At 75.2% G+C, this 23774-nt stretch carries 25 protein-coding genes and 1 pseudogene; 14 read left to right on the forward strand and 12 right to left on the reverse strand.

Annotation, left to right across the window (positions count from 1 at the left end; translation table 11 throughout):
• Positions 1 to 57: 57 nt before the first annotated feature.
• Positions 58 to 873 carry a DUF4190 domain-containing protein gene (locus tag ACRYM2_RS09935; protein WP_432521890.1) on the forward strand — a complete coding sequence of 272 codons (816 nt, stop codon included), beginning with the start codon at positions 58 to 60 and terminating at the stop codon, positions 871 to 873.
• A 33-nt stretch (positions 874 to 906) separates the two neighbouring features.
• On the opposite strand, the gene ACRYM2_RS09940 is transcribed toward ACRYM2_RS09935, so the two are convergent.
• Positions 907 to 2049, reverse strand: coding sequence for an LLM class flavin-dependent oxidoreductase (locus ACRYM2_RS09940; RefSeq protein ID WP_432521935.1), 1143 nt, complete (start codon positions 2047 to 2049; stop codon positions 907 to 909).
• A 352-nt stretch (positions 2050 to 2401) separates the two neighbouring features.
• Here ACRYM2_RS09940 and ACRYM2_RS09945 point away from each other — a divergent pair, with 352 nt between their 5' ends.
• The 3 genes from ACRYM2_RS09945 to ACRYM2_RS09955 all read left to right on the forward strand — a co-directional run bounded on the left by ACRYM2_RS09945 (position 2402) and on the right by ACRYM2_RS09955 (position 4727).
• Positions 2402 to 3433, forward strand: coding sequence for a glycosyltransferase family 2 protein (locus ACRYM2_RS09945; protein WP_432521891.1), 1032 nt, complete (start codon positions 2402 to 2404; stop codon positions 3431 to 3433).
• The gene (locus ACRYM2_RS09950) at positions 3430 to 3591 is read left to right on the forward strand and encodes a hypothetical protein (protein ID WP_432521892.1); all 162 of its coding nucleotides are present in this window, start codon (positions 3430 to 3432) and stop codon (positions 3589 to 3591) included. Before ACRYM2_RS09945 ends, ACRYM2_RS09950 begins: the two co-directional genes overlap by 4 nt.
• A 98-nt stretch (positions 3592 to 3689) precedes the next feature.
• On the forward strand, positions 3690 to 4727 hold the full coding sequence (locus ACRYM2_RS09955) for a glycoside hydrolase family 26 protein (protein WP_432521893.1): 1038 nt from the start codon (positions 3690 to 3692) through the stop codon (positions 4725 to 4727).
• On the opposite strand, the gene ACRYM2_RS09960 is transcribed toward ACRYM2_RS09955, so the two are convergent.
• Positions 4695 to 6188, reverse strand: coding sequence for an amino acid permease (locus ACRYM2_RS09960; protein WP_432521937.1), 1494 nt, complete (start codon positions 6186 to 6188; stop codon positions 4695 to 4697). The two genes, ACRYM2_RS09955 and ACRYM2_RS09960, sit on opposite strands and share 33 nt — an antisense overlap.
• Before the next feature lie 26 nt (positions 6189 to 6214).
• Complete coding sequence (locus ACRYM2_RS09965; protein ID WP_166614838.1) at positions 6215 to 6439, reverse strand: DUF5703 family protein; 225 nt, start codon at positions 6437 to 6439, stop codon at positions 6215 to 6217.
• Between the two features lie 67 nt (positions 6440 to 6506).
• Here ACRYM2_RS09965 and ACRYM2_RS09970 point away from each other — a divergent pair, with 67 nt between their 5' ends.
• Both ACRYM2_RS09970 and ACRYM2_RS09975 read left to right on the forward strand, forming a co-directional pair.
• Entirely contained in the window at positions 6507 to 6872 is a 366-nt protein-coding gene (locus tag ACRYM2_RS09970; protein WP_432521895.1) for a primosomal protein, read from the forward strand.
• A 129-nt stretch (positions 6873 to 7001) separates the two neighbouring features.
• Complete coding sequence (locus ACRYM2_RS09975) at positions 7002 to 7844, forward strand: undecaprenyl-diphosphate phosphatase (RefSeq protein ID WP_432521939.1); 843 nt, start codon at positions 7002 to 7004, stop codon at positions 7842 to 7844.
• A gap of 42 nt (positions 7845 to 7886) precedes the next feature.
• Here the strand turns inward: ACRYM2_RS09975 and corA are convergent, their stop codons facing one another.
• Positions 7887 to 8867: a magnesium/cobalt transporter CorA gene (gene corA, locus ACRYM2_RS09980; protein WP_432521897.1), complete on the reverse strand. Its 981-nt coding sequence runs from the start codon at positions 8865 to 8867 to the stop codon at positions 7887 to 7889.
• A 139-nt stretch (positions 8868 to 9006) separates the two neighbouring features.
• Here corA and ACRYM2_RS09985 point away from each other — a divergent pair, with 139 nt between their 5' ends.
• From ACRYM2_RS09985 to mshC, 4 genes are read left to right on the forward strand one after another with little or no spacing between them, the layout of a single operon-like run.
• Complete coding sequence (locus ACRYM2_RS09985; protein ID WP_432521899.1) at positions 9007 to 9735, forward strand: histidine phosphatase family protein; 729 nt, start codon at positions 9007 to 9009, stop codon at positions 9733 to 9735.
• A 9-nt stretch (positions 9736 to 9744) separates the two neighbouring features.
• A complete protein-coding gene (locus tag ACRYM2_RS09990; RefSeq protein WP_432521901.1) occupies positions 9745 to 10293 on the forward strand; it encodes a DUF3090 domain-containing protein in 549 nt (182 codons plus the stop codon).
• Positions 10263 to 11138, forward strand: a complete 876-nt coding sequence (locus tag ACRYM2_RS09995; protein ID WP_432521941.1) for an SCO1664 family protein — start codon at positions 10263 to 10265, stop codon at positions 11136 to 11138. The genes ACRYM2_RS09990 and ACRYM2_RS09995 overlap by 31 nt, the downstream gene beginning before the upstream one ends.
• A 53-nt stretch (positions 11139 to 11191) precedes the next feature.
• Positions 11192 to 12469 (forward strand): cysteine--1-D-myo-inosityl 2-amino-2-deoxy-alpha-D-glucopyranoside ligase, encoded by a 1278-nt coding sequence (gene mshC / locus ACRYM2_RS10000; RefSeq protein WP_432521903.1) that lies wholly within the window; start codon positions 11192 to 11194, stop codon positions 12467 to 12469.
• Here the strand turns inward: mshC and ACRYM2_RS10005 are convergent.
• The 5 genes from ACRYM2_RS10005 to ACRYM2_RS10025 all read right to left on the reverse strand — a co-directional run bounded on the left by ACRYM2_RS10005 (position 12456) and on the right by ACRYM2_RS10025 (position 16663).
• On the reverse strand, positions 12456 to 13655 hold the full coding sequence (locus tag ACRYM2_RS10005) for a dipeptidase (RefSeq protein WP_432521905.1): 1200 nt from the start codon (positions 13653 to 13655) through the stop codon (positions 12456 to 12458). The two genes, mshC and ACRYM2_RS10005, sit on opposite strands and share 14 nt — an antisense overlap.
• Positions 13652 to 14416, reverse strand: coding sequence for an AIM24 family protein (locus tag ACRYM2_RS10010; RefSeq protein WP_432521906.1), 765 nt, complete (start codon positions 14414 to 14416; stop codon positions 13652 to 13654). Before ACRYM2_RS10010 ends, ACRYM2_RS10005 begins: the two co-directional genes overlap by 4 nt.
• Positions 14413 to 15081, reverse strand: coding sequence for an AIM24 family protein (locus ACRYM2_RS10015; RefSeq protein WP_432521908.1), 669 nt, complete (start codon positions 15079 to 15081; stop codon positions 14413 to 14415). The genes ACRYM2_RS10010 and ACRYM2_RS10015 overlap by 4 nt, the downstream gene beginning before the upstream one ends.
• On the reverse strand, positions 15081 to 15710 hold the full coding sequence (locus ACRYM2_RS10020; protein ID WP_432521909.1) for an AIM24 family protein: 630 nt from the start codon (positions 15708 to 15710) through the stop codon (positions 15081 to 15083). Before ACRYM2_RS10020 ends, ACRYM2_RS10015 begins: the two co-directional genes overlap by 1 nt.
• A 77-nt stretch (positions 15711 to 15787) precedes the next feature.
• Positions 15788 to 16663: a PAC2 family protein gene (locus ACRYM2_RS10025; RefSeq protein WP_432521911.1), complete on the reverse strand. Its 876-nt coding sequence runs from the start codon at positions 16661 to 16663 to the stop codon at positions 15788 to 15790.
• 25 nt (positions 16664 to 16688) lie between these two features.
• On the opposite strand from ACRYM2_RS10025, the gene ACRYM2_RS10030 reads away from it, so the two are divergent.
• Positions 16689 to 17489, forward strand: a complete 801-nt coding sequence (locus ACRYM2_RS10030) for an HAD family hydrolase (protein WP_432521943.1) — start codon at positions 16689 to 16691, stop codon at positions 17487 to 17489.
• Here the strand turns inward: ACRYM2_RS10030 and ACRYM2_RS10035 are convergent.
• A complete protein-coding gene (locus ACRYM2_RS10035; RefSeq protein ID WP_432521912.1) occupies positions 17417 to 18409 on the reverse strand; it encodes a RecB family exonuclease in 993 nt (330 codons plus the stop codon). The genes ACRYM2_RS10030 and ACRYM2_RS10035 overlap by 73 nt on opposite strands.
• 153 nt (positions 18410 to 18562) lie before the next feature.
• Between ACRYM2_RS10035 and ACRYM2_RS10040 the strand changes: the two genes are divergently transcribed.
• Both ACRYM2_RS10040 and ACRYM2_RS10045 read left to right on the forward strand, forming a co-directional pair.
• A complete protein-coding gene (locus ACRYM2_RS10040; protein WP_432521914.1) occupies positions 18563 to 19702 on the forward strand; it encodes a site-2 protease family protein in 1140 nt (379 codons plus the stop codon).
• A gap of 85 nt (positions 19703 to 19787) precedes the next feature.
• Positions 19788 to 20861: a tRNA (adenine-N1)-methyltransferase gene (locus ACRYM2_RS10045; RefSeq protein ID WP_432521916.1), complete on the forward strand. Its 1074-nt coding sequence runs from the start codon at positions 19788 to 19790 to the stop codon at positions 20859 to 20861.
• A gap of 18 nt (positions 20862 to 20879) precedes the next feature.
• Here the strand turns inward: ACRYM2_RS10045 and ACRYM2_RS10050 are convergent, their stop codons facing one another.
• A complete protein-coding gene (locus tag ACRYM2_RS10050; protein ID WP_432521918.1) occupies positions 20880 to 21752 on the reverse strand; it encodes a sulfurtransferase in 873 nt (290 codons plus the stop codon).
• Positions 21753 to 21852: 100 nt separating this feature from the next.
• Between ACRYM2_RS10050 and ACRYM2_RS10055 the strand changes: the two are divergent.
• Positions 21853 to 22686: pseudogene (locus ACRYM2_RS10055) on the forward strand (bile acid:sodium symporter); the annotation flags it as partial.
• Here ACRYM2_RS10055 and ACRYM2_RS10060 read toward each other — a convergent pair.
• Positions 22681 to 23769, reverse strand: a complete 1089-nt coding sequence (locus ACRYM2_RS10060; RefSeq protein WP_432521921.1) for a YihY/virulence factor BrkB family protein — start codon at positions 23767 to 23769, stop codon at positions 22681 to 22683. The pseudogene ACRYM2_RS10055 and the gene ACRYM2_RS10060 sit on opposite strands and share 6 nt — an antisense overlap.
• Positions 23770 to 23774: the final 5 nt, after the last annotated feature.

The raw sequence follows: 23774 nt of genomic DNA on the forward strand, positions 1-23774 counted from the left end.
GGTGCCACCGGGTGCGGGCGGGCGCGGGCGGGGCGGGTGCGCTGCTGCAATGGTCCGGTGTCCTGGCAGCACCCGTCCCCGACCGCAGCGCGCCCGCCGGCGCCGCCCCGGCCGGCGCCCGCGTCGACGGCGCTGGGCGTCGTGGCCCTCGTCACGGGCCTCCTGGCGCTGCTGACCTCGGTGCCGCTGCCGCTGCTGGACCTGCTCTCGGTCCCGCTGGGCGTCACCGCCGTGGCCACCGGGGTCCTCGCGCTGGCCCTGCGCCACGGCGGCCGGGGCCTGGCCGTCGCCGGTCTGGTGACGGGCGCGCTCGGTCTGCTCGCCGACCTCGTGCGGGCGCTCGTGGGCGTGGGGCTGCTCGGGCTCGCCGCGCTGGGCGCGGCCGCCGGCGGCCCGGGCGGCTCCACCGGCACCGATGCCGGTGAGCACGCGTGGGGCGAGCAGGTGCGCCTGGACGAGTACGACGTCGCGGTCTCGGGGGCGCGCACCGCCCCGGAGCTGGGCGGGCTGCTGCTCGTGGAGCTGGACGTGCGGTTCGTGGGCGACGGCGGGCGCGGCGGCAGCGGGGACCTGTACGAGGACCTGTACGGCTACCTGCTGGGGGCCGACGGGGAGGAGTACTGGGCGACGGACTGCCTGGTGCAGCTGCCGGCGGACCCGCGCGACATGGCCGACCTGGCGCCGGGCGGCAGCGCCACGTTCCAGATGTGCTTCGAGGTCCCGCCGGCCGCGGCGCCCTCCGACCCCGAGACCGGGGAGGTCGCCGGCGTGCGGGTGCAGGTCGTCGACGAGTCCGCGGGGACGGGTTCCTGGGCGACGTGGGCCGACGCGGGCACCCCGGGCGGGGCGGGACCCGCCGGCCCGAGCGTGTGAGCCCGGGCCGGCGCGCCCTGCGCTGGCCCGCCCTCAGACGCCGGCGGGCTCGGCCCCGGCCGCGGCCTCCGGCGCGGCCTCCAGCGCGGCGTCCCGGGCGGCGTCCCGGGCGGCCACGCGGGAGGCGTGGGTGGGCGGGTCGCTGGGCACGCCGGGGGACCGGCGCGCCTCGAACTCCCGGCGCAGCACCGGCACGACGTGCTCGCCGAGCAGGTCCAGCTGCTCGAGCACCGTCTTCAGCGGCAGACCGGCGTGGTCCATGAGGAACAGCTGGCGCTGGTAGTCGCCGAAGAACTCCTGGAAGGTCAGCGTCTTCTCGACGACCTGCTCGGGGCTGCCGACGGTCAGCGGCGTGGTGCGGGTGAACTCCTCCAGCGACGGCCCGTGGCCGTAGACCGGGGCGTTGTCGAAGTAGGGCCGGAACTCGCGCACCGCGTCCTGGGAGTTGCGGCGCATGAAGACCTGCCCGCCGAGGCCGACGACCGCCTGCTCGGGGGTGCCGTGGCCGTAGTGGGCGTAGCGCTCCCGGTAGAGCCCGATGAGCCGGGCGTAGTGCTCCTTGGGCCAGAAGATGTTGTTGGCGAAGTACCCGTCGCCGAAGTAGGCGGCGATCTCGGCGACCTCGGGGGTGCGGATGGAGCCGTGCCAGACGAACGGCGCCACGCCGTCCAGCGGCCGCGGGGTGGAGGTGAAGCCCTGCAGCGGGGCGCGGAAGCGGCCCTCCCAGTCGACGACGTCCTCGTCCCACAGCCGGCGCAGCAGCTGGTAGTTCTCCACCGTCAGCTCGACGCTCTTGGTGATGTCCTGCCCGAACCACGGGTACACGGCGCCGGTGTTGCCGCGGCCGAGCATGAGGTCGGTGCGCCCGCCGGACAGGTGCTGCAGCATGGCGAAGTCCTCGGCGATCTTCACCGGGTCGTTGGTGGTGATGAGCGTCGTCGACGTCGACAGCAGCAGCCTGCTGGTGCGGCCGGCGAGGTAGCCGAGCATCGTGGTGGGGGAGCTGGGCACGAAGGGCCGGTTGTGGTGCTCACCGGTGGCGAAGACGTCGAGCCCGACCTGCTCGGCGTGCTCGGCGATGGTGGTCATCGCCCGGATGCGCTCGGCCTCCGTGGGCGTCCGGCCCGTGGTGGGGTCGGGCGTGACGTCGCCGACGGTGAAGATCCCGAACTGCATGACCGCCTCCTCGAGGGTGCGCGCACCTGCGCGCACTTAGTTGAAGAGTACAGCACATGGATCTGTTCCCGGCCGAGGGCGGTCCTCCTCGTCGCCCCCTCTGGATCGACGCTGCGTCACTAGGTAGTTGCGCGTTGTACAAGAGTTCGGATTCCGCCACGGGACAACGGAATCCGCTGGCATACTCGCCGCCGTCGAGAAGGAGGGCCGGCCGCTCGGGATCCGGCCCCTGCAGGATGGAGGCAACCGGTGCCGGTCACGTTCGGCGATCACTAGCGGCGTCCTCGACGTCGAGGGCGTCGCGGCCGACCCGTCGGCGACCGGATCCGGCACGACGTGCAGGGTGGTCGTCGTGGTGCCGTCCCACGACGAGGAGCACCAGATCGCAGCCACGATCTCGTCGCTGCTGGAGCAGTCCAGGCGTCCTGACGACATCGTCGTCGTCTGCGACAACTGCAGCGACCGCACGGCCGAGGTCGCCGCGCGCTTCCCGGTCCGGGTCATCGAGACGGTCGGCAACCGCGCCAAGAAGGCCGGGGCCCTCAACCAGGCGCTCGACCAGCTGCTGCCCGAGATGGATGCTGCGGACGCCGTGCTCGTGATGGACGCCGACTCCGTCCTCGACGCCTCCTTCCTCGAAGTCGCCGTGGAGCGGCTCTGCCGGGGCGACGTGAGCGCCGTGGGGGGCACCTTCACCGGTCAGCCCGGTGGTGGACTCGTGGGCACCTTCCAGCGCAACGAGTACGCGCGCTACGCCCGCGACGTGGGGAGGCTGAAGGGCAGGGTGCTCGTCCTCACCGGGACCGCCACGGTCTTCCGGGTCTCGGTGCTGCGCGAGGTGCGCCAAGCCAGGGGGGAGGGCCGGCTGCCCGGGGGCGCCGCCCAGATCTACGACACGCGCGTGCTCACCGAGGACAACGAGCTCACGCTGGCTCTGCTGCACCTCGGTCACGGCATCATCTCCCCCAAGGGCTGCCGGCTGACGACGGAGGTCATGCCCACCTGGCGGGCGCTGGCGCGCCAGCGGCTGCGATGGAAGCGCGGGGCCCTGGAGAACCTCACCGACTACGGCTGGACGCCGATCACGCGTCGCTACTGGGGGCGGCAGCTGCTCTCCCTCATCGGGGTCGTCGTCACCTTCACCTACGTCGCGAGCATCGTCTGGTCGCTGGTGGTGGACCACGGCCTGCACCTGCACCCCCTGTGGGTCGCGGTGACGGGCATCTTCATCGCCGAACGCGTCGTCACGGTGCGCAGCAGAGGCCCGCTGCAGATGGCGATCGCTTCGCTCCTCCTCGTCGAGATGGTGTTCGACGTCTTCCTCCAGGCCGTCCAGGCCAAGGCGTTCCTGGACGCCGCTCTCCGACGTGAAAGGACGTGGTGATCATGTACGACAAGGGCATCGCAGCCATCGGTGGAGGCGCCGCGGCGGGAACGCTCGCCTTCACCGGCTTCGACGTCGTCTGGTACCTGCTCGGGGGCTTCGCGCTCATCGCCGCGGGCCTCGCCCTGCTGAGGACGCTGCCGCGCAAGCAGGCCTGAGCGTCGTCGCCGCGGGTGCCCGGTGATCCGCCGCGGGGAGCGGTGCATCACCCGTACGGAGCAACCAGGCTCGGCACGTCCCGGTCGATGACCGGGACATGCCGGCTCGTCGCCACGTCCTCTCCTGGCTCGCCGGGTGTGGTGTTGCAGCAGTCCTGCCGCCGTTGCTGACCCCGGACGAGGCGAGAGCGGCCGGGCCGCTCGCGCTCGCGCACCGCGTCCGCTTCGGCGCCCACGTGGAGGGCATGGTCGCCGACCCGGCCGCGCTCGGCCGCTGGGAGCAGCAAGCAGGACGGCGATCGGCGATCGCCTCCTACTTCTACGGCTACGGGGACGAGTTCCCCGCAGCAGTCGAGAGGGCCTTCGCCGACGACGGCCGCCGCGACGTCCTGCTCTCCTGGGACATGGGTCCCACGCGCTTCAGCGAGTGGACCGCCGGCGCGCACGACGACTACCTGCTGCGCATCGCCGCGCACGCGCGCAGCTACCCCTACGACGTCCACGTCCGCCCCTGGCCGGAGATGAACGGCGACTGGCAGGACTTCCAGCCGACCGCCACCGGCACCAGGCCGCGAGGTGGCACCCCGGCCGAGTTCGTGGCCGCGTGGCGGCACGTCACGACGACCGTGCGGAGGGCGGGCGGGACGAACGTCAAGTGGGTCTTCAACCCGACTGCCGACACCTACGCCGAGACCACGGACGTCCGGACCATCTGGCCCGGCGCCGCCCACGTGGACGTCCTGGGTCTCGACGGCTACAACTGGGGTGACGGGGGCCGCCTGGAGTGGCGTGAGTTCGAGGACATCTTCGCCGAGCAGTACGGGCGTCTCACCGCGCTGCACCCTTCGGCTCCCGTGTGGATCTGCGAGTACGGGTGCAAGGAGCCCGGTGTGGACGACGGGGCCCCGGCCGACCCCCGGCACACCAAGGCGCAGTGGCTGCGGGGGATGCTCACCAGTCGGCGGTTCGAGCGCCTGGAAGCCGTCGTGAGCTTCGAGGTGAGGAAGGAGCGCGACTGGCGCACCACGTCGTCGCCCGAGGCGATGCAGGTGTGGCGGGAGTCCCAGCTGACCCCTGCACCCCTCGCCACCGTGCCCCGTCGGTCACGGTCCGTGGCGGTCCGTGGCCCGCGCTGAGCCGGTCCCCGCCAGCCGGGACCTGCGGTGGCCGTAGGCCAGGTAGACCACGAGGCCGATCGCCATCCAGATCCCCAGCCGCTCCCAGCTGACGGCCGGCAGGAAGCCCATGAGCACGATCGAGGCGACCGCCGAGAGCACGGGCAGCACCGGCACGCCGGGCACCCGGAAGGCCCGCGGCAGGTCGGGGCGGCTGCGGCGCAGCACCACGACGCCGATCGAGACGAGCACGAAGGCGAAAAGCGTGCCGATGTTCACCATCTGGGCGAGCTCGCCGATCGGCACGAAGGCCGCCACGAAGGCCACCACGACGCCGGTGACGACGGTGATCCGCACCGGCACGCCGGTGCGCTCGTCGACGCGCGAGAACCACGGCGGGATGAGGCGGTCCCGGCTCATGGCGAAGAGCACGCGGTTCTGCCCCAGCATGAGGATCATCATGACCGTCAGCAGGCCCGCGACCGTCCCGACGCTGATGAGCGTGGCGACGACGTCGGCGCCCACCGCCCGGAAGGCGTTCGCCAGCGGCGCCTCCACGCTGATCCGCTCGTAGCTGACCATGCCCGTCACCACGAGCGAGACGAGCACGTAGAGCAGCGTGCAGATCGCCAGCGACCCGAGGATGCCGCGGGGCACGTCCCGCTGCGGGTCCTTCGTCTCCTCCGCGGCCGTGGCCACGATGTCGAAGCCGATGAAGGCGAAGAAGACCAGCGCGGCCGCGGTGAGGACGCCGCCGACCCCGAAGGTGCCCAGCGGCACGCCCAGGTCGGCCCACAGCGACGGCGGTGCGGGCTCGGCCGCGGCGCTGGGCGCGCCGGAGGGCGGCACGAAGGGCGACCAGTTGGCGACCCGCACGAAGAAGAGGCCCGCGACGACGACGATGCCGACGACCGTCAGCTTGATCGCGACGACGACGGCGTTGACGCGCGAGGAGGTCTTGGTGCCCGCGCACAGCACCGCCGTGAGCACGAGGACGACCGCGGCCGCCAGCAGGTTGGGCTCGGTCAGGCTCGGGGAGGCCGAGTACAGCCAGGCCGGCAGCTGCAGCCCCAGCGTCTCGCGCAGCAGGTCGGCGGCGTAGCTGGACCAGCCGACCGCCACCGTCGAGGCGCCCAGGGCCATCTCGAGGATGAGGTCCCAGCCGATGGTCCAGGCGACGACCTCGCCGAGGCTGGCGTAGGAGAAGGTGTAGGCCGAGCCCGCCACCGGCACCGTGGAGGCGAACTCGGCGTAGCAGAGCGCCGCCAGCGCGCAGACGACCCCCGCGACGACGAACGACAGCGCCACCGCGGGCCCCGCCCGGGTGCCGGCGGCCTCACCGGTGAGGACGAAGATCCCCGTCCCGATGATGACGCCCACGCCGAAGACCGTCAGGTCCCAGGCGCCCAGCGACTTGCGCAGGCGGGAGCCCGGCTCGTCCGTCGTCGCGATGGCGTCCTCGACGCTCTTGGTCCGGAACATCGACACGGACGCCGAGAGTAGGGGGATCAGGCCGTGCGGGCCACCCGGATGATCTTGCGCCGCAACCAGACCTTGCGCCCGCCGCCCATGTAGAGGACGACGCGCGCCAGCTCCCAGCGGCCGTACTCGGCGTGATCGGTCAGCAGCTTGCGGGCGTCGGACCTCGACGTGGCCCGGGGCAGCGTCAGCACGCGGTACTCGTACTGCTCCCCGGGCAGCGGGGTCCCGCCGCTCCTCGTCTTCGCAACCATCCCCTCCATCATCCACCCACCGGGACCGTTCTGCCGCGCGCGCCACGATCTCCGCTACGGTCGGAGCATGACGTCCGATCCGCGTGCGGCACTCGCCCGACTCGTGGCCGCGCTCGAGGACCACCTCGCGGCCGCCGCCAACCGCCGCGACGAGGCGGACCCCGTCGTGGCCGACGCCTACCAGCGCGTCGCCGACGCCTTCGAGGCCTACGAGGAGGCGCTCTACGACGCCTACGACGAGGTCACGCCGTTCGTCCTCTACGACGACGACGAGGGCGACGACGAGGACGACGAGGACGACGACACCGACGAGGGCGACGACGAGGACGACGAGGACGACGAGGACCTCGACGACGACGAGGACACCGACGACGAGGACCTCGACGACGCGCCCGGGCAGCCGGAGCGGGCGGGGGACGACCGCCGCGTGTGAGGGTTCCGTGCGGCGCGGGTGACGGACGGCGATCGCCGCCCGCGCTGCCGCTAGGGTCCGCGACGTGCTCACCAGCCGGCCGTCCCCCGACCCGACCCGCCGCTCCCGCGGAGGTGCCCGCGCGTGAGCATGGGCATCGGCGAGGGCGCGTTCCTCGGTCTCGTGCAGGGGCTCACCGAGTTCCTGCCCATCTCCTCCAGCGGGCACCTGGCCGTCGTCGGCACCCTCGTCGGCGCCGACGACCCGGGTGCGGCGTTCACCGCCATCTCCCAGCTGGGCACCGAGGCCGCCGTCATCCTGTACTTCCGCAAGGACATCGCGCGCATCGTCAGCCGCTGGACGCTGGCCCTGCTCGGGCGCGTGCCGCGCGACGACCCGGACGCCCGGATGGGGTGGCTGGTCATCCTCGGGACCATCCCCATCGGCCTGCTCGGCCTCTTCTTCAAGGACGCGATCGAGACGACCCTGCGCGGCTTCGTCGTCATCGCCACGACCCTGTGGGTCTTCGCCCTCGTCCTGGGCGCCGCGGACCGGTGGGGCCGCAAGCAGCGCACGCTGGACCAGCTGACGTGGAAGCACGGCCTGCTCTTCGGCCTCGCGCAGTCGCTGGCCCTCATCCCGGGCGTGTCGCGCTCGGGCGGCACCATCACCGCCGGCCTGCTGCTCGGCTACACCCGCGAGGCCGCCGCGCGGTACTCGTTCCTGCTGGCCATCCCGGCCGTCGTGCTCTCGGGCTTCTACCAGGTCTACGACGAGCTGAGCGCCGGCGCGGCGATCTCCTGGAGCGCCACGGCGGTCGCCACCGTCGTCGCCTTCGTCGTCGGCTACGTCGTCATCGCCTGGCTGATGCGCTTCATCTCCACGCACAGCTACGCGCCGTTCGTCGTCTACCGCATCGCGGCCGCCGTGGTGGTCTACGCGCTGGTGGCCGCCGGGACGCTGCCCGCCCTCAACGGCACCGACTTCGGCTGAGCCGCCGGCCCGCCCGTCCGGCCCGCCCGGCTCCGGGTGGCCTCAGAGCCACCCGGAGCGCTTGAACCAGCGGTAGAGCACGGCGCTGGTGGCGACCATCAGCAGCACGCACGCGGGGTAGCCCAGGCGCCAGCCGAGCTCGGGCATGTGCTCGAAGTTCATCCCGTACACGCCGGCGATGAGGGTGGGGGCGGCGATCATCGCCGCCCACGCCGAGATCTTGCGCATGTCGTCGTTCTGGCGGACCGACACCTGCGCCAGGTGGGCGTTGAGGATGTCGGTGAGCATCCGGTCGTAGCCCTCGACGTGCTCCACGGTGCGCTGGAGGTTGTCCACGACGTCGCGCAGCACGAACATCGCCTGCTGCTCGGGGCTCTCCGGCCCGCTGCCGTCCGCGCCCAGCAGGTCCCGCAGCGGTGCCACCAGCGGGGCGGCGGCCCGGCGCACCTCCAGCACCTCCCGCTTGAGCGAGTAGATCCGCTGCGCGTCGGAGCTGCGGGTGGGGGAGAAGACCTGCTCCTCCACCTCGTCGACGTCCCGCTCCAGCTCGGCGTCGATGCGGGTGTAGTCGCCGACCGCCTGCTCCAGGACGGCGCGCATGACGGCCGCCGGCCCCAGCCGCAGCAGGTGCGGATCCGCCTCGACGCGTTCGCGCACCCGCTCCAGCGACCCGTCCTGCCCGCGGCGCACGGTCACCACGAACCGGTCGCCGACGAAGAGCATGACCTCGCCGGTCTCCACCGCGGACCGGGCGTCGTCGTAGGTGAGGACCTTCACGACGAGGAAGAGCGTGGACCCGTAGTGCTCGAGCTTGGGCCGCTGGTGACCGGTGACCGCGTCCTCCACGGCGAGGCGGTGCAGGTGCAGCGCCGAGGCGATGCCGCTGAACTCCCCGGCGGTGGGGTCCGCCACCTCCAGCCAGAGGAAGCCGTCCGCCGCCGCCCGGCGGCGCTCCAGCGCGGAGGCGAGGTCGTCCACCTCCTCCCGCCGGCCGTCGCGGTAGGAGGCCACGTCCACGATCACGCCGCCATCGTGCCCGCGGCGGCCCGGCAGTGCCCGCCGTCTCCGGAGACGCCCCGAGGAAGTTCAGTTATCGGAGCCTTAGAGTGCCGACCCGGACCCGCGGGACGGCACCGGCCGCGGACCTCCCTACCCTGACCGGGTGCCCACGCTCCTGCTCGTCCGCCACGGCCGCAGCACCGCCAACACCGCGGGGGTGCTCGCCGGCTGGACGCCCGGGGTGCACCTCGACGACACCGGCCGGGAGCAGGCGGCCGCGCTGGGACGGCGGCTGGCGGCGGTGCCGCTGGCCGCGCTCGTCGTCTCGCCGCTGGAGCGCTGCCAGGAGACCGCCGCCGGGATCGGCGCGGTGGACGGCCCCGACGGGCCCCGTCCGGCGCCGCTGACCGACGAGCGGCTGGGGGAGTGCAAGTACGGCGACTGGACGGGGCGCGAGATCCGCGCCCTCACCAAGGAGCCGCTGTGGCGCACGGTGCAGCAGCACCCCTCGGCCGCGGTCTTCCCCGGCCCGGGGGGCGAGGGTCTCGCGCAGATGCAGCACCGGGCCGTCAGCGCGGTCCGCGAGCACGACGCCCGGGTCGCCGCCGAGCACGGCGAGGACGCGGTGTGGGTCGCCGTCAGCCACGGCGACGTCATCAAGGCGGTGCTGGCCGACGCCCTCGGCATGCACCTGGACCTCTTCCAGCGCGTCTCCGCCGACCCCTGCTCGGTCTCGGTCGTGCGCTACGCGCCGCTGCGCCCGTTCGTGCTGCGGATGAACGACACCGGCGGCGACCTGTCGGGCCTCGCGCCGCCCCGCCGGCGCCGGCGCGCCCGGCGCGCCGTGCCCAGCTCCGACGCCGTCGTCGGCGGCGGGACCGGCGCGGCGTAGGGTCGGGACATGCCCGTCTTCGAGTACGACCCGCCGGAGCGCTTCGTGGCGGGCACCGTCGGCGAACCGGGTTCGCGCACCTTCTTCCTGCAGGCGCGCACCGGTGTCCGCCTGACCTCCGTGGCGCTGGAGAAGGCGCAGGTCTCCGCCCTCGCCGAGCGCGTCGGCGAGCTGCTCGACGAGGTCGTGCGCCGCTCCGCCGGCCAGGCGCCGGTGCCGGCGCTGCCGCCGGCCGGCAGCGAGGACAACGCCCCGCTGGAGTCGCCCATCGAGGAGGAGTTCCGCGTCGGCACCATGAGCCTGGCGTGGGACGGGGAGCGCGACGTCGTCGTCATCGAGTGCTTCGAGGTCTCCGACAGCGACGCCGAGCCGGAGGTGCCCGACCCGTCCAGCGCGAGCAACCTGCTGCGCGTCTCCCTCGACGGCGCCGCCGCCCGGGCCTTCGCCGCCCGGGCGCTGGCCCTGGTGGCGGCCGGGCGCCCGCCGTGCCCGTTCTGCGCCGGCCCGCTGGACGCGCAGGGCCACGTCTGCCCCCGGGCGAACGGGTACCGGCGCTGAACGGCAGCTTCGCCGGCGTCGGCGAGCAGGAGGCGCTGGCCGGCCTGGCCTCCGGCGAGCTGCACGTGCGGGGCCGGCTGGCCGACGCCTCGAACGCCACCCTGTACTCGGTGGTCCGCGACGGGGAGCAGGGGCTGGCCTGCGTCTACAAGCCCGTCGCCGGGGAGCGCCCGCTGTGGGACTTCCCCGACGACACCCTGGCCCGCCGCGAGGTCGCCTCGTACGCGGTCTCCGCGACGACCGGCTGGCACGTGGTCCCGCCCACCGTCTTCCGCGACGGCCCGCTGGGGCCGGGCAGCGTGCAGCTGTGGCTGCAGCAGGACGGCGCCGACCCGGCGGACGCCGACGAGGTGGTGCTGCCCTCGCCCGGGGCCGGTCTCATCGACATCGTGCCCCCGCGGCGCATCGAGCCGGGCTGGCACACCGTGCTGGAGGCCGAGGACGGCGCCGGCCGTCCCGTCGCCCTCGTGCACGCCGACGACCTGCGGCTGCGGCGCATCGCCGTCCTCGACGTCGTCCTCAACAACGCCGACCGCAAGGGCGGGCACGTCCTGCCCGGCTGGTCGGGTGCCGTGCACGGGGTGGACCACGGGCTGACCTTCCACGAGGAGCCCAAGCTGCGCACGGTGCTGTGGGGGTTCGCCGGCACCCGGCTGCTCGCCGAGGAGCGCGAGGTCCTCGCGCGGCTGGCCAGCGACCTCGACGGCGCGCTGGGCGAGCTGCTGGGGGAGCTGCTGACCGTGGAGGAGGCCGTGGCCACGGCCGAGCGGGTGGACCGCCTGCTGTCGGCGGACCGGCTGCCGCGCCCGCGCGGGCACCGCACCATCCCCTGGCCCCCGTTCTGAACCCCGGCGCGACCCGCGTTCGCCGCCGCGGCGGCGCCGGGTAGGTTCGGCGCGTGCGTTCCTGGCCCGCTCCCGATCCCACCAGCCTCCCCGGGAACGGGGCCCTGCCGGGGCGCGGTCCCCGCGTGCGGCTGCACGACACCGCCGCCGGCGCCCTCGTGCCGGTCGGGCCCGACAGCGGCACGGCCAGCCTGTACGTCTGCGGCATCACGCCCTACGACGCCACCCACCTGGGGCACGCGAACACCTACGTCGCCTTCGACCTGCTGGGGCGCGCCTGGCGCGACGCCGGTCTGGACGTGCGGTACGTGCAGAACGTCACCGACGTCGACGACCCGCTGCTGGAGCGGGCGGAGGCCACCGGGGTCGACTGGCGCGAGCTCGCGCACTCCCAGGTCGAGCTGTTCCGCGAGGACATGAGCGCCCTCTCGGTGGTCCCGCCGGAGCGCTACCTCGGCGTCGTCGAGGCGGTCGACCTCGTCTCCGGCGCCGTGCGCGAGCTGCTGGCCGCGGGCGCGGCCTACCGCGTGCCCGGCACCGGCGGCGGCCCGGACGGCGACGTCTACTTCCCCGTGGCGGCCGACCCGTCGTTCGGCTCCGTCGGCGGCTACGACCGCGCCACGATGCTCGCGCTGTCCGCCGAGCGCGGCGGCGACCCGCAGCGGCCCGGCAAGCGCGATCCGCTGGACCCGCTGCTGTGGCGGGTGCAGCGGCCCGGGGAACCGGCGTGGGAGGCCGGCGAGCTGGGCCGCGGCCGCCCCGGCTGGCACATCGAGTGCACCGCGATCGCCCTGGAGCACCTGGGGATGCCCGTCGACGTGCAGGGCGGTGGCAGCGACCTGGTCTTCCCGCACCACGAGATGGGCGCCGCGCACGCGCACCTGCTGCGCCCGGCCTCCCGGCCCTTCGCCCGCGCCTACGCGCACTCGGGCATGGTCGCCCTCGACGGCGAGAAGATGAGCAAGTCCAAGGGGAACCTGGTGCTCGTCTCCAGGCTGCGGGCCGCCGGCGTGGACCCGGCGGTCGTGCGGCTGGCGATCGTCTCCCACCACTGGCGCAGCGACTGGGAGTGGACCGACGAGGTGCTGCGGCAGGCCCGGGAGCGCTTCGCGCGCTGGAGCGCGGCCGTCGGGCAGCCCTCGGGGCCGTCGGCGGAGGGGCTGCTGGCCGCGGTCCGCGAGCGCCTGGCCGACGACCTCGACGCCCCCGGTGCCGTCGCGGCCGTCGACGCCTGGGTGCAGGCGCAGTCGGCCACCGGCGGCGACGACACCGCCGCCCCGGAGCTGGTGCGGCGCACGGTGACGGCGCTGCTGGGCGTCAGCCTGCGCTGAGGCGCCCGGCGGGCGCCTCGTCGGCCGGCCCGGCCTCGAGGCCGTCGACGGGCGGGGTGCCCTCCTGCGCCTGCTCCAGCACGCGCAGGGCGTTGCCGTGGGCCAGGGCGTCCAGGTCGGGGCGCGACCAGCCGCGCTCGGCGAGCGCGGCCAGCAGCACCGGGTAGCCGGAGACGTCCTCCAGCCCGGCGGGCAGCTCGTCGGTGCCGTCGTAGTCGCCGCCCAGGCCGACGTGCCGCGGCCCCGCGACCTCGCGGGCGTGCTCGACGTGGGCGACGACGTCGGCCACGGACGCGCGGGGCCGGGGGTGGCGCCGCAGCCAGTCCGCGAACGCGCCGAGGGCGCCGGGCTCGCCGGTGGGCAGGTAGGGCCAGCCGCCCAGCCCGAGCCGGTCCTGCTCGGCGGCCGCGGCGGCCCGGTGGTCCGCGCACGCCTGGGAGACGAAGGCCGGCACGAACGCGACCATGAGCACCCCGCCGTTGGCCGGCAGGCGCTCCAGCACGTCGTCGGGGACGTTGCGGGGGTGGTCGGTGACGGCCCGGCAGGAGGAGTGCGAGAAGAGCACCGGGCGGGTGGTGACGTCCAGCGCGTCGCGCATCGTGCGCTCGTGGACGTGGGAGAGGTCCACGAGCATGCCGGTGCGGTTCATCTCCGCGACGACCTCGCGCCCGAACGCGGTGAGGCCGAAGTCGACGGGTTCCCCCGTCGCCGACGCCGCCCAGGGGGTGTTGTCGTTGTGCGTGAGCGTCATGTAGGCCACGCCCGCGCGGCGCAGCTGGCGCAGCACGCCCAGCGAGCCGGCGATGCAGTGCCCGCCCTCGGCGCCGGGCAGCGAGGCGACGAGGCCGTCGGCCATCGCCTCGCGCACCCGGCGGGCGGTGGGCGCCCAGCGGAAGACGTCCGGGTGCGCGGCGACGAGGCGGTGCACGACGTCGACCTGCTCCAGGACCGCCACGACGGCCTCGGGCGGCGGTGTCGAGGACGGCACGTACACCGACCAGAACTGCGCACCGACACCGCCGGCCCGCAGCCGCGGCACGTCGGTCTGGGTGCGCGGCTGACCGGCGAGCAGACCGGCGGCGGCCACGTCGGAGCCGAAGAGCTCCCGCAGCTCCCACGGCAGGTCGTTGTGCCCGTCGAAGACCCGGTGCCCGCCGGGCACCGGGTGCCCGGGGTGCGCGCTCACTGCTGGTGCTGCTGCAGCTGCGCCTGCACGACCCCCGCGAGGTGCTGCAGCTGCCCGGGGCCGAGCTGGCGGACCTCCCCCTCCAGGCGCCGCACCACGTGCGGGTCCTCCAGCAGCCGCTCGGAGCTCTGCAGCAGCACGGTGCCCGCGCCGGTGAAGTCGTACTGGCGCTCCTCGCCGGAGCGGGTGCCGAACAGGGCCCCGCGGGCGGCGCCGAGGAAGTGCTCCATCCAGCCGGCGTCGAAGTGCTGGGAGGGGGCCGGGCAGTCGGCCCAGCCCACGAGGGCCTCGGGGTCCACCCGCACCGGCGGCTCCACGAAGATGACCGGTCCCGAGGAGCTGGCCAGGAACTTGCCCGTCCCGATGAGGGTGAGGAAGCCCGGGATGATCGACTCCTTCAGCTCCAGCCCGGCGTCGAAGGCCAGCAGGTTCGCCGCGCGCACGGTGAGGTTGCCGTCGTCGAGGTCGTAGGAGTTGATGTCGTAGCCGCGGTCGCCGAGCAGGACGTGGCCCTGGCCGTTGGCCACCACCCAGTCCCGGCTGTACAGCGGGGAGGAGAAGTGCGAGGCGACCATGCCGGTCAGCGACGTCGCCGTCAGCGGCTCGAAGCGGATGGTGCCGCCGCCCAGCGGGTAGTAGGCGATCATCCGGCCGGTCTGCACGAACAGCGGCCCGGTCAGGCGCACGCAGTACGCGTACGGGTTGCCCGGCAGGTTGTCGTGGTCGGGCAGGGTCTGCGGGTCGAGGGGCTGGACGCTCACAACTTCTCCTCGCTGGCCTGGACGTGGACCGTGCCCTCGCCGGACACCTTCAGCTGCACGCCCTCCCCGGAACCGCGGCCGACGGCGTCGCGCCAGGAGAGGGCGGTGACGACGTCGATGCGCAGGTCGCCGACGTGCGCGACGTAGGCCTGCGGGTCGACGAAGACCTGGCGGCCCCCGCCCACCCGCAGCGCGAACGTGCCGCCGTGCGAGAGCACCGCGACCGATCCGCGCCCGGACAGCTGGGTGGTGAACAGCCCCTGACCGGTGACGGCGCCGCGCACCGCGCCGCGCAGGCCGCCCTGCTGGCCCAGGAAGACCACCGAGGACGACATCGAGGCGTCGTGGGCGAGCAGGCGGTCCGCCTCCACCGACAGCGGCTGCGAGCCGTCGAGGTCGACGATCGTCACGTGGTGGCCGCGGAAGCCGTAGTGCACGGCGCCGCTGCCCTCGGCGACCATGAGCGCGACCGCCTCGCCCTGCATCCCGCGCGCCAGGCTCGCCGCCAGCCCGCCGCCGTAGGCGCCGGCGCCCGGGCCGCCCACGACGGGGGAGAAGCGGACGTCGCCGGTGGAGGCGAGCATCGCCCCGCGCCGGGCCAGGACCTCCTGGCCGGGGCGCACCTCGGCCAGGACGACCTTGGAGGTCACCTTCGTGAAGGTCATCAGCGCTCCTCGGGCTGGACGTAGACGACCCCGGAACCCTCGAAGCGCAGCGAGAACGCCTCGCCGGAGTCCTCCCCGAGCAGGTTGCGCCAGGAGACGTCGGTGATGAAGGACTGCCGCAGGTCGCCCACGCAGCCGATGTAGGCGTCCGGGTCGACGACCAGCGGGGTCTGCGGGCCCACGCGCAGGGCGATGGGCGGGCCGCCCAGCGACAGCAGCGCCACCTGGCCGTGGCCGCTCACCGTCGTGGTGAACAGCCCCTGACCGCTGGAGGCGCCCTGCAGGCCGGTGAACGCCACGTCGGTGCGCAGCCCCTCCGACAGGCACAGCAGCCCCTCGGACTCCGCCTTGAGGGTGTCGCCGGCCAGGTCGAGGACGAGGACGTGACCGGCCTCCACGGCGAGGTGGACGCTGCCGCGGCCGGTGATCTCCATCAGCGACAGCGACTCCCCGCTCAGCCGCTGCTTGAAGGCGGCCCGCAGGCCACCACCGCCGCCGGTGCCCGCGTTCTTGAACTGCACCTCGCCCTCGTAGGCGACCATCGAGCCGGTCTGCGCACGCACGGCGGAGCCCTTGCCGCCGTCGAGCTCGACGACGAGGACCCTCGGGGACTCCAGACGCCACGCCATGCGATCAACCTAGCGGGGACCCGCCGCGCGCGACGGGCTCCTGCGCGCAGCGGCCCGCCGGCACGTCGGGCGGGGGCTCAGCCGCGGCGGGGCGGGTCGTCCCGGCGGCGCAGGTAGCGCTCGAACTCGCGCGCGATGGCCTCGCCGGAGGCCTCCGGCAGGTCGGCGGTGTCCTTGGCCTCCTCCAGCTGCTGCACGTACTCGGCGATCTCGGAGTCCTCGCTGGCCAGCTCGTCCACGCCGCGCTCCCAGGCGCGGGCGTCCTCGGGCAGGTCGCCCATCGGCACCGTCACGTCGAGCAGCTCCTCGATGCGGTGCAGCAGCGCGAGCGTCCCCTTCGGCGAGGGCGGCTGGCCCACGTAGTGCGGCACCGCCGCCCACAGCGAGACCGAGGGCATGCCGGCGCCGGAGACGGCGTCGGCGACGACGCCGACGATGCCGGTGGGCCCCTCGTAGCGGGAGGGCTCGATCTGCAGCCGCTCCACGAGCTCGGGGTCGTCGCTGCTGGAGGTCACGGGCAGCGGGCGGGTGTGCGGGACGTCGGCCAGCAGGGCGCCCAGGGTCAGCACCATCGAGGCCCCGGCCGTGCGGGCGTGCTCGACGACCTCGCCCGCGTAGGTGCGCCAGCGCATCGACGGCTCGATGCCGCGCACCAGCAGCACGTCGCGCGGGGAGTCCGGCAGCACCGCGTAGGAGATGCGCGTCGTGGGCCAGGTCAGCACGCGCTTGCCGTCCTCGTCGAAGGAGACGGTCGGGCGGTTGACCTGGAAGTCGTGGTAGAGCTCCGGGTCGAACTCGGCGAGGTCGACGGCGTTCCAGACCTCGTGCAGGTGGGCCACCGCCTGGCTGGCGGCCTCGCCCGCGTCGTTCCACCCTTCGAAGGCCGCGATCACCACGGGATCGCGCAGGACGACCGGCGGTCGCTGCTGGGGGTCGGCAGGCTGCTCAGGCACGGGTCAACCCTAGACTCCGGTGCCGATGACGCCCGACGGCACGACCCCCACGGCCTCCCCGTCCACCTCCGCGCCCGGCCCAGCGGCCCGCGAGCACCCGCTGCCGGCGGCGGTGCTGTGGGACATGGACGGCACGCTGGTCGACACCGAGCCGCACTGGATCGCCGCCGAGACGGCGCTGGTGACCCGCCACGGGGCGAGCTGGGACCACGAGCAGGCGCTGCAGCTGGTGGGCAGCGCGCTGCCGGAGTCCGGGCGGGTGCTGGCCGAGCACCTGCGGGCCGCCGTCGGGGTCCACGTGGACCCCGCGGAGGTGGTCGAGGAGCTGCTGGACGCCGTCGTGGCCGCGGTCAGCGCGGGCGTGGTGTGGCGGCCGGGGGCGCTGGCGCTGCTGCGGGCGCTGGGCGCGGCCGGGGTGCCGTGCGCGCTGGTGACCATGTCGTACCGCAACCTGGCGACGACGGTGGCGGGCATGGTGCCGGGCGCGTTCTCGGTCGTCGTCTCCGGCGACGAGGTGGAGCGCGGCAAGCCGGCGCCGGACCCGTACCTGCGCGCCGCGCAGCTGCTGGGCGTGAGCGCGCAGCGGTGCGTGGCCATCGAGGACTCCCCGACGGGGGTGGCCTCGGCCGAGGCCGCGGGCTGCCGGGTGCTCGCCTGCCCGCACATGGTGCCGATCCCGCCGGCCCCCGGCCGCAGCCGGGTGGCCTCGCTGGCGCAGGTGGACCTGGACGTGCTGGCCCGGGTGGCGGGCGGTCAGCCGGTGGACTCCGTGGGCGCTCCCGACCCGGTGGGCTCCGCGGACCCGGTGGACCCGGCGGGCGGCTGAGCGGCCGCGGAGGGCTCCGCGCGCGGCAGCGGCCGCGGCGGCAGCGGCGGCGGGGTGCCGCCGAAGGAGGGGCACAGGGCCTTGTGGTCGCACCAGGAGCACAGCCGCCCCGGCCGGGGCTGCCAGTCGCCGGTGGCGCGGTTGCGCTCGATCGCCTCCCACAGGGCGCGGACCTTGCGCTCGGTGGCCAGCAGGTCCGCCTCGTCGGGGGCCAGGCGCAGCACGTCGCCGGAGCCGAGGTAGACCAGCTGCAGCTGCCGGGGCACCACCCCGTGCAGCCGCCACAGCACCAGCGCGTAGAAGCGCATCTGGAACAGGGCCTTGGACTCGCGGGCCTCCGAGGGGGCGCGCCCGGTCTTGTAGTCGACCACGCGCAGCTCGCCGGTGGGGGCCACGTCGAGGCGGTCGACGATGCCGCGCAGCAGCAGCCCGTCGCCCAGCGGCACCTGCACGCGCACCTCCCGCCCGGCCGGCTCCAGGCGGGTGGGGTCCTCCAGCTCGAACCAGCGCTCCAGCAGCTTCTCGGCGCTGGTCAGCCAGCGCGCCAGCGCGGCGGCGTCGGTGCCGTCCTCGAAGAGGGCACCCACCCGCGGTTCGCGCTCCAGCAGCGCGCGCCACTGCGGGTCGACCATGGAGCGGGCCTGCTCGCGGGTGCGCTGGTCGGCGGGCAGGTCGAACAGGCGCTCCAGCACGGCGTGGACGAGGGTGCCGCGCACGGCGGCCTCGCTGGGCGCCTCGGGCAGGCGGTCGATGGTGCGGAAGCGGTACAGCAGCGGGCACTGCATGAAGTCCGCGGCGCGCGAGGGCGACAGCGACCCGCCGCTCGGCGCGGGGGCCTCCGGCTCCTCGCCGACGGCGGGGCCGGTGCCGGGGGCGGGACCGGTGCCGGGTGCGGCGGTCGGGGCGGTGCTCGTGCTCACGCGTTCGACGATAGGTCGCTCCTCGGACACCCGCCGGACACCCGGGCGGTCGGGGACCGCGCGGCCGCGCGGGGCCCGGCGGGCGGCCGGGGACCCGGGCCCGCCCGGCGCCTCCTAGGATCAGGTGGTGCCCGACCCGCGAGTGGACGCCGCATGAGCGGCGGGATCCGCCTGGGACGCCCCTTCGGCGTCCCCCTCCTGCTGGCCCCCTCCTGGTTCCTGTTCGCCGCGCTCATCGTGTGGATCTTCGCCCCGGTGGTGCAGGTGCGGGTGCCCGGGGCGGCCTCGTACCTCGTCGCCTTCTCCTACGCGGTGCTGCTGCTGGTCTCCGTCCTGCTGCACGAGGTGGCGCACGCGCTGGCCGCCCAGCGCTCGGGCCTGCGCGTGACCGGGATCGTGCTCAACGTCTGGGGCGGCTTCACCGCCCACGAGGGCAGCACCGGCCCGGGGCGCAGCGCGCTCATCGCCGTCGTCGGCCCCGTCGTCAACGTCGTCATCGCGCTGGCCGCGCACGGCGCGGGGGAGGCGGTGCGCGCCCAGCCGGGCGACGCCGGCGTCGTCGGCCTGCTGCTGGGCGCGCTGACCCTGTCCAACGCGCTGCTGGCCGCCTTCAACCTGCTGCCGGGGCTGCCGCTGGACGGCGGCCACGCGCTGGAGGCGCTGGTCTGGAAGCTGCGCGGTGACCGCCTGGCCGGCACCGTCGCGGCCGGCTGGAGCGGGCGGGTGCTCGCCGTCGTCGTCTTCCTGCTGGCCCTGGGCGGTCCGCGGCTGCTGGGCTGGCAGAGCTCGCTGACCGACGTCGTGTGGGCCGGTCTGGTGGGGGCGCTGCTGTGGCAGGGCGCCTCGCAGGCGCTGCAGCAGGCCCGCGAGCTGCGCCGCGTGCCGCTGCTGTCGGCGCGCGCGCTGCAGCGGCCGGCGATCGGGGTGAACGCCCGCGCCACCGTCGAGGAGGTCGTGCGCTCGGCGCGGGCGGCCATCGACGCCGGCGCCGCGGCCGGCTCCAGCCGCGACCTGGAAGTCGTGCTCGTCACCGACGACGGCCTGCCGGTGGCGGTGGTGGACACCGCCGCGCTGCGCCGGGTGCCCCAGGAGCGGCGCACCTCGCTGGGCGCCGGGGCCACCGCCCGGGCGCTGCCGCCGCGCTCGTGGCTGCCGGAGGACCTCAGCGGCCGGCAGCTGGTGGAGGCGGTCAGCGCCCAGCCCGGCGAGCACGTCGTGGTGGACGCCGCCGGCCGGGTGCGCGGGCTGCTGCACACCGGTGACGTGGTGGCCGCCGTCCGCTCACCCCGCTGACCGCCCACCCGCCACCGCCCGCCACCCGCCCCGCGCGGGCGCGGCGGCCCCGAGCACCTCGTGAACCCCTGACGGAAGGACGTCCGTGACCACCCCCACCCCCCCGCCGACGGGTGCCAGCACCCGCCGTGGACCGCTGCGCGAGGGCGAGCGCGTGCAGCTCACCGACCCCCGCGGGCGGATGCACACCATCACCCTGACCCCCGGCAAGGAGTTCCACACCCACCGCGGCAGGTTCGTGCACGACGACCTCATCGGCCGTCCGGACGCGACGACGATCACCAACTCGGCGGGCGTGGAGTACCTCGTGCTGCGGCCGCTGCTGGCCGACTTCGTGCTCTCGATGCCGCGCGGCGCGGCCGTGGTCTACCCCAAGGACGCCGGGCAGGTCGTGCAGATGGCCGACCTGTTCCCCGGCGCCGTCGTCATCGAGGCCGGGGTCGGCTCGGGCGCGCTGACGATGTCGCTGCTGCGCGCGGTGGGCGACGCGGGGCGGGTGCACTCCTTCGAGCGGCGCGAGGACTTCGCCGACGTCGCCCGCGGCAACGTGGAGACGTTCTTCGGCGGCCCGCACCCGGCGTGGACGCTGCAGGTGGGCGACCTGGTCGAGTCGCTGCCGGGCAGCGGGCTGTCGGCGGCCGACGGCACCGGCGCCGACCGGGCCGTGCTCGACATGCTCGCGCCGTGGGAGTGCCTGGACGCGGTGGCCGACGCCCTCGCGCCCGGCGGGGTCCTCATCTGCTACGTCGCCACGGCCACGCAGCTGTCGCGGGTGGCGGAGGCGGCCCGCGAGTCGGGGCGCTGGACCGAGCCGGAGGCGTGGGAGTCGATGGTGCGCGGCTGGCACCTGGAGGGCCTGGCGGTGCGCCCGCAGCACCGCATGGTCGGGCACACCGGCTTCCTCATCACCACCCGCCGGCTGGCCGACGGGGTGCGCCCGCCGCTGCGCAAGCGCCGGCCCGCGCCGGGGGCGTACCCCACCGACTCCCCGGAGGCCGCCGAGGCGGCCGGGGTGGAGGTGCTGGACGGCACCGAGTTCGGCGACCGGCCGGTCTCGGACCGCAAGGTGCGCAAGGCCGCGCGCGAGGCCGCCCGCGGGGCGCAGGCCTCCGCGGCCGCCGGGCAGCAGGAGGCGGCGGGCGGGCCCGAGGAGGGCTGAGGCGCCCCGCGACCCGGCTCAGCCCGGTCCGGCGCCGGTGGCCACCGGCCGGGCCGGGTCGGCGACCCACTCCGACCACGACCCCGGGTACAGCACGGCGGGGACCCCGGCGACCTCCAGGGCCAGCAGCAGGTGCGCCGCGGTGATCCCGCTGCCGCAGTAGGCGCCCACGGCCGGGCCGGTGCCCGCCTCGCCGGTGCCCGCGTCGCCGGTGCCCACGCCGAGGCGGGCGAAGTGCTCGCGCAGCCGCTGCGGCGGCAGGAAGCGGCCGTCGGCGCCGAGGACGCCGGTGGTGGGGGCGTTGAGCGCGCCGGGCACGTGACCGGCGACGGGGTCGACGGGTTCGCTCTCGCCGCGGTAGCGCTCGGGGGAGCGCGCGTCCAGCAGCACCCCCGAGCGCGCCAGCGCCGCGGCCGCGGCGGCGTCCAGGACGGGCAGCGCTCCCGGGTGGACCTCGACGTCGCCGGGGACCGGGCGCGGCGCCTCGGTGCTCACGGCCGCGCCGGCGGCCCGCCAGGCGGCCAGCCCGCCGTCGAGGACGGCGACGTCGGCCAGGCCCGCCCAGCGCAGCACCCACCAGGCGCGGGCGGCGCTGGTGCCCGGCCCGGCGTCGTAGGCGACGACCCGGCTGCCGGCCGAGACTCCCGCCGCGCGCAAGGTGCGCTGCAGGGCGCCCGCCTCCGGCAGCGGGTGGCGGCCCTCCCCGGGGCCGCGCGGGCGCGAGAGCTGGGTGTCGAGGTCGACGTAGACGGCCCCGGGCAGGTGGCCGCGGGCGTGCTCGGCGGCGCCGGGCGGGCCGCCCAGGCTCCAGCGCACGTCGAGCAGGACGGGCGGGCGGGGGCCGGCGAGCTCGGCCTGCAGGTCGGGCACGGACACCAGGGGGCCAGGCACCGGGGCACCCTAGCCGCCGTAGCATCGCCGGGTGCTGCGCTGGTCCTCGGTCCCCTTCCTGCGCCGCGTGGAACCCTTCGTGCTCGCCGTCCTGGGCGCCGTGGCGGTCGCGGCCGCGCTGCCCGCCGGCGGCGCCGTCGCGACGGGGCTGTCGCGGGGGACCACGCTCGGGGTGGCGGTGCTGTTCCTGCTCTACGGGGCGCGGACGGAACCGGTGCAGGCGCTCGCGGGGCTGCGCGCCTGGCGGCTGCAGGGCGCGGTCGCCGCCACCACCTACCTGCTCTTCCCGCTGCTGGGGCTGCTGCTCGCGCTGAGCGCCGGGCGGGTGCTGGCCGACGGGCTCGCGGCCGGGCTGCTGTTCCTGGCGGTGCTGCCCTCCACGGTGCAGTCGTGCGTGGCGTTCACCGCGCTCGCCGGCGGTGACGTGCCGGCCGCGGTGGTCGGTGCGACCGTCTCCAACCTCGCCGGCACCGTCCTGACCCCGCTGCTGGCCGCGCTGCTGCTCGGCTCCTCCGGTGCGGGCCCGGACGCGGCGGCCCTCGGGCGCATCGTGCTGCAGCTGCTGGTGCCGTTCCTGCTGGGCCTGGTGGCGGGCCGGTGGGTGGGCGGCCGGGTGCGCGCGCACCGCCGGGGGCTGGCGCTGCTGGAGCGCGGGGTGATCGTCGCGGTCGTCTACGCGGCCTTCAGCAGCGGGGTGCGCCAGGGCGTGTGGGAGCAGGTCGGTGCGGGGGAGGTCCTCGTGGTCCTGGGCTGCGCGGCGCTGCTGCTGGCGCTCGTGCTCAGCGCCGCCTGGTGGGTGCCGCGCTGGTGGGGCGCCCCGCGCGCGGACCGGGTGGTGGTGGCGTTCTGCGGCTCGACCAAGTCGCTGGCCACCGGCCTGCCGATGGCGACGGTGCTCTTCCCGGCGCACGTGGTCGGCCTGGTGGCGCTACCGGTCGTCCTCTACCACCCGCTCCAGATCACGGTCTGCTCCTTCCTCGCCGCCCGCCTCGGCCGCGCGCCCGTCGTCCCCTCCGCCCCGCCCGCCGTCCGCCCCGTCGTCCCGCCGTTCCAGGGGTGAGGCGCCGAACTCCACGTGCACCCGCTCGAACCCCTTGTGCCGCTGGGCCTGCGCGAGGCGGGTGTAGGCGCGCTGGTCGCCCTCGGTGAGGGAGACGGCGTCGGTGAAGGGCGTCAGCAGCGCCCGCGGGTACAGCCGCCGCACCCGCACGACGTCCACCTCGACGCAGAGCACCGCGACGCAGGAGGAGACGAAGAGGAAGGCGATGACGCCCAGGACGGCCGTGAAGACCTGGTTGGAGACGCTGGAGCGCTCGCTGACCAGGCCGACGAGGTTGCCGCCGAAGCGCTGCAGGAACTGCCACAGCACGCCCATGAGCACCGCGCCGGGCAGCACGGTGCGCAGGGGCGGGCGGTGGGCGGCCGCCAGCCGGAACGCCATCGTGAAGCCGAGGGCGGCCAGGGCGGTGTAGCCAGCGCGCGTCATCCACTGCAGCAGCGTCCCCTGGGCGCCGATGAGGTCGGCGAGCACGATGTTCAGCACCGTCGTGCCGACGACGAACAGACCCGCGGTGACGATGAGCAGCAGGCTGCGCAGCCGCGAGGCGAAGGGGTTCGGGCGCTCGTTGCGCGGCACCCCCCAGGCGGTGTTCACGGCGTTCTGCAGGGCCAGGCCGATGCCCAGGGCGCCGTAGAGGGCGCCGACGATGCCGATGACCAGCCCGGTGCCGCCACCGCCCAGGCTGCCGGGGGTGCCGATCTCGTCGCGGATGACGGGGATCTGGGTGGCGGCGGACTCCAGGATCGCCTGCTGCGCGCCGGGGTTGCCGGCCAGGACGTAGCCCAGGACCGTGGACAGCAGCAGCAGCAGGGGCACCAGGCTCAGCAGGCCGTAGTAGGTGATGATCGCGGCCAGGTAGGGGCCCTGGTCCTCGTAGAACTTGTAGACCACCGCCAGCGGGTAGCTCACCAGCGGGTGGCGCCGCTGGAAGCCGTCGACGCGCGAGACCCAGGACACGGACC

Source organism: Kineococcus aridisoli, assembly GCF_050871885.1.
Lineage (GTDB): Bacteria > Actinomycetota > Actinomycetes > Actinomycetales > Kineococcaceae > Kineococcus.